This window comes from Paenibacillus sp. 01L418 (assembly GCF_056400045.1).
Genome location: NZ_JBFTSN010000676.1, coordinates 1 through 2,105 on the forward strand (window position 1 = coordinate 1; position 2,105 = coordinate 2,105).

Below are 2,105 nucleotides of genomic sequence, written 5' to 3' on the forward strand. Positions count from 1 at the left end.
GGCAWGAGCAGACCGAATGAGCTGGCGCCACCAGCTTATCAATCCCGTATTGAATAAAGAGTTCAAGCTTAGAATGAGAACGCCTCGCGCGATGTGGACGCTGTTCTTTTACTTATTTGCAATCGGCTTAATGGCTTTAAGCGCTATTTATTTAACTGAAGTAACTTCTGGACGAGGACAGTCYTATAATCCTGAGCAAAGCAAAATTTTGTTTTATTTTATGAGCATGGCACAGCTTGGTTTAATTGCTTTCATGGCACCGGGCCTCACTTCCGGTGTTATTAGCGGCGAACGCGAGAAGCAGACCCTTAATTTGCTGCTCACGACGCAGCAGAGCTCAGCAACGATTGTGCTTAGCAAGCTTGTATCGTCACTAAGCTTTATGGTACTGATTGTGATCAGTACGATTCCTGTATACAGCATGATCTTTTTGTATGGTGGCATCTCGCCAGAACAGCTCTTTCTCGTTTTCTTGTTTTATTTATTTATTATGTTTGTACTCGGCTCCTTCGGCATATTATTCTCGACATTATTCAAGCGAACAATGATTTCTGTCATCGTAACGTATGGCGTTACGTTGTTTATGTTTGGCGGAACAGCATTATTATTTATTGTACTCGTAGGCGTGATGGAGCAAATGCCGCAAACGACTACAAATGCTTACAGCTGGATCGGTCATATTATTGCCTTGAATCCTGCCGCTGCTTTGTACAGCATTTTAGATCCGCTCGTCTCAAATCAAGCCTTTTCTGTAAATTCGATTGGACAGAAAGGGAATAATGCGCCGCTTGCATTGTGGCAGGAGTTCATTATTATCTATACGCTTCTCTCCATCCTTGCTCTATGGCTGGGCATACGTAGACTTCGTCCTCGTTTGAGACGGAAATAATGCTTGAAAAATAAATTATGGTTGCGAAAGAGAGAGTTGTGAAGCAAATCATGCTGTAGAGTAAGGTTTTGCTGCGCAAATGATGCTTACGAAGTAAAGTTTTGCTTTGCAAAACTTATAGGAGGGCCAGTTATGCAAAAAAAGTCGTTGGTTGAACTGCTCCATCCTGTTAGACGCAGGTTGACAATGTTTACAGTGAGCCGTTATGCGCTGATAGGTTTACTTGGAAGCAGTGCTGCTGGCCTTTTGCTGCTTGGTGCAAGCAGGCTGTGGCCTATTTTGCATGTTCGACTGCTTGTGTTCATCATTGCCAGTTTAGGTTTCGTTGTTGGTGCGGGCATTGGATTATGGAAGCGTGCTTCCTTAAGGGAAGCAGCTAGAATGATGGATAAACAAGTAACCGAGGATGCGATATCGACTGCTCTTGATGGGTTAATGCGTGAAGAAGATCACGCTCATCCGATCGTTATCATGCAGCGAGAAGCGGCAACAGAGGCTGCAGATAAATATGTGAGCGGATTGCATTCTTCGCTGCCGTGGCCAGGCTGGCGAAGCTGGCGTTTGCTCATCTATAGCGCAGCTGCTGTATGGATCGTTTTGGCGATACTGCTATTCCTGCCTAATTCACTTGACGAACGAGCGGAAGCGCTCGCAGCGGCAAAGGAAAGGCTTGTGGCGCTGGATCAAGAAACGGAGAAGCTTACTGATCTCGCGGAGGCAGCAGAGCTGCCAGAGGATCAGAAGCAGGAGCTGCTTAAACCACTGAAGGAGCTGCGCAGCAAGCTCGATTCGCTGGGCAGCGATGGAACTGAGGCGCTAGAGCAGCTGGAGGCTGCGATTAACAAGCTGGAATTAGCAGCTGAAGCGGCGCAAAAAAAGGCGAAGCGGTTGGAAGCTGCGGCGAATACGATGAGCAATGAGCCAAGCCTGCGGCAGCTCGGTCAAGCTTTGCAGGACCGAGACGCCGCAGGCATGCAGCAAGCGATCGACGCTATGCGATCGCAGCTGCACCAACTGTCGCCAGCGCAGCGTGAAGCGCTGGCGAGTGCACTTGAGCGGCTGGCAGCAGAGCAGCCGCAAGAGCAGGGCGCCGCACAGCTTGCTGCGGCGCTTGAACAGGCGGCGCAGCAGGCGCGCGCCGCAGGTGATGCCGGGGCGGACGGCGGAGCCGCCCCGGATGGCGAGAGCGCCGGCGATGCACTCGCGGCGCTTGAGA

General features: G+C 49.9%; 2 protein-coding genes. Both read left to right on the forward strand.

The annotated features are described in order from the left end of the window. Positions 1-889: ABC transporter permease (locus AC1DSE_RS34500; RefSeq protein ID WP_477529041.1), on the forward strand; the 889-nt coding region annotated here is incomplete at its 5' end. A 132-nt stretch (positions 890-1,021) separates the two neighbouring features. Next, positions 1,022-2,105 (forward strand): hypothetical protein (locus tag AC1DSE_RS34505; protein ID WP_477529042.1); only part of this gene is annotated, 1,084 nt, incomplete at its 3' end.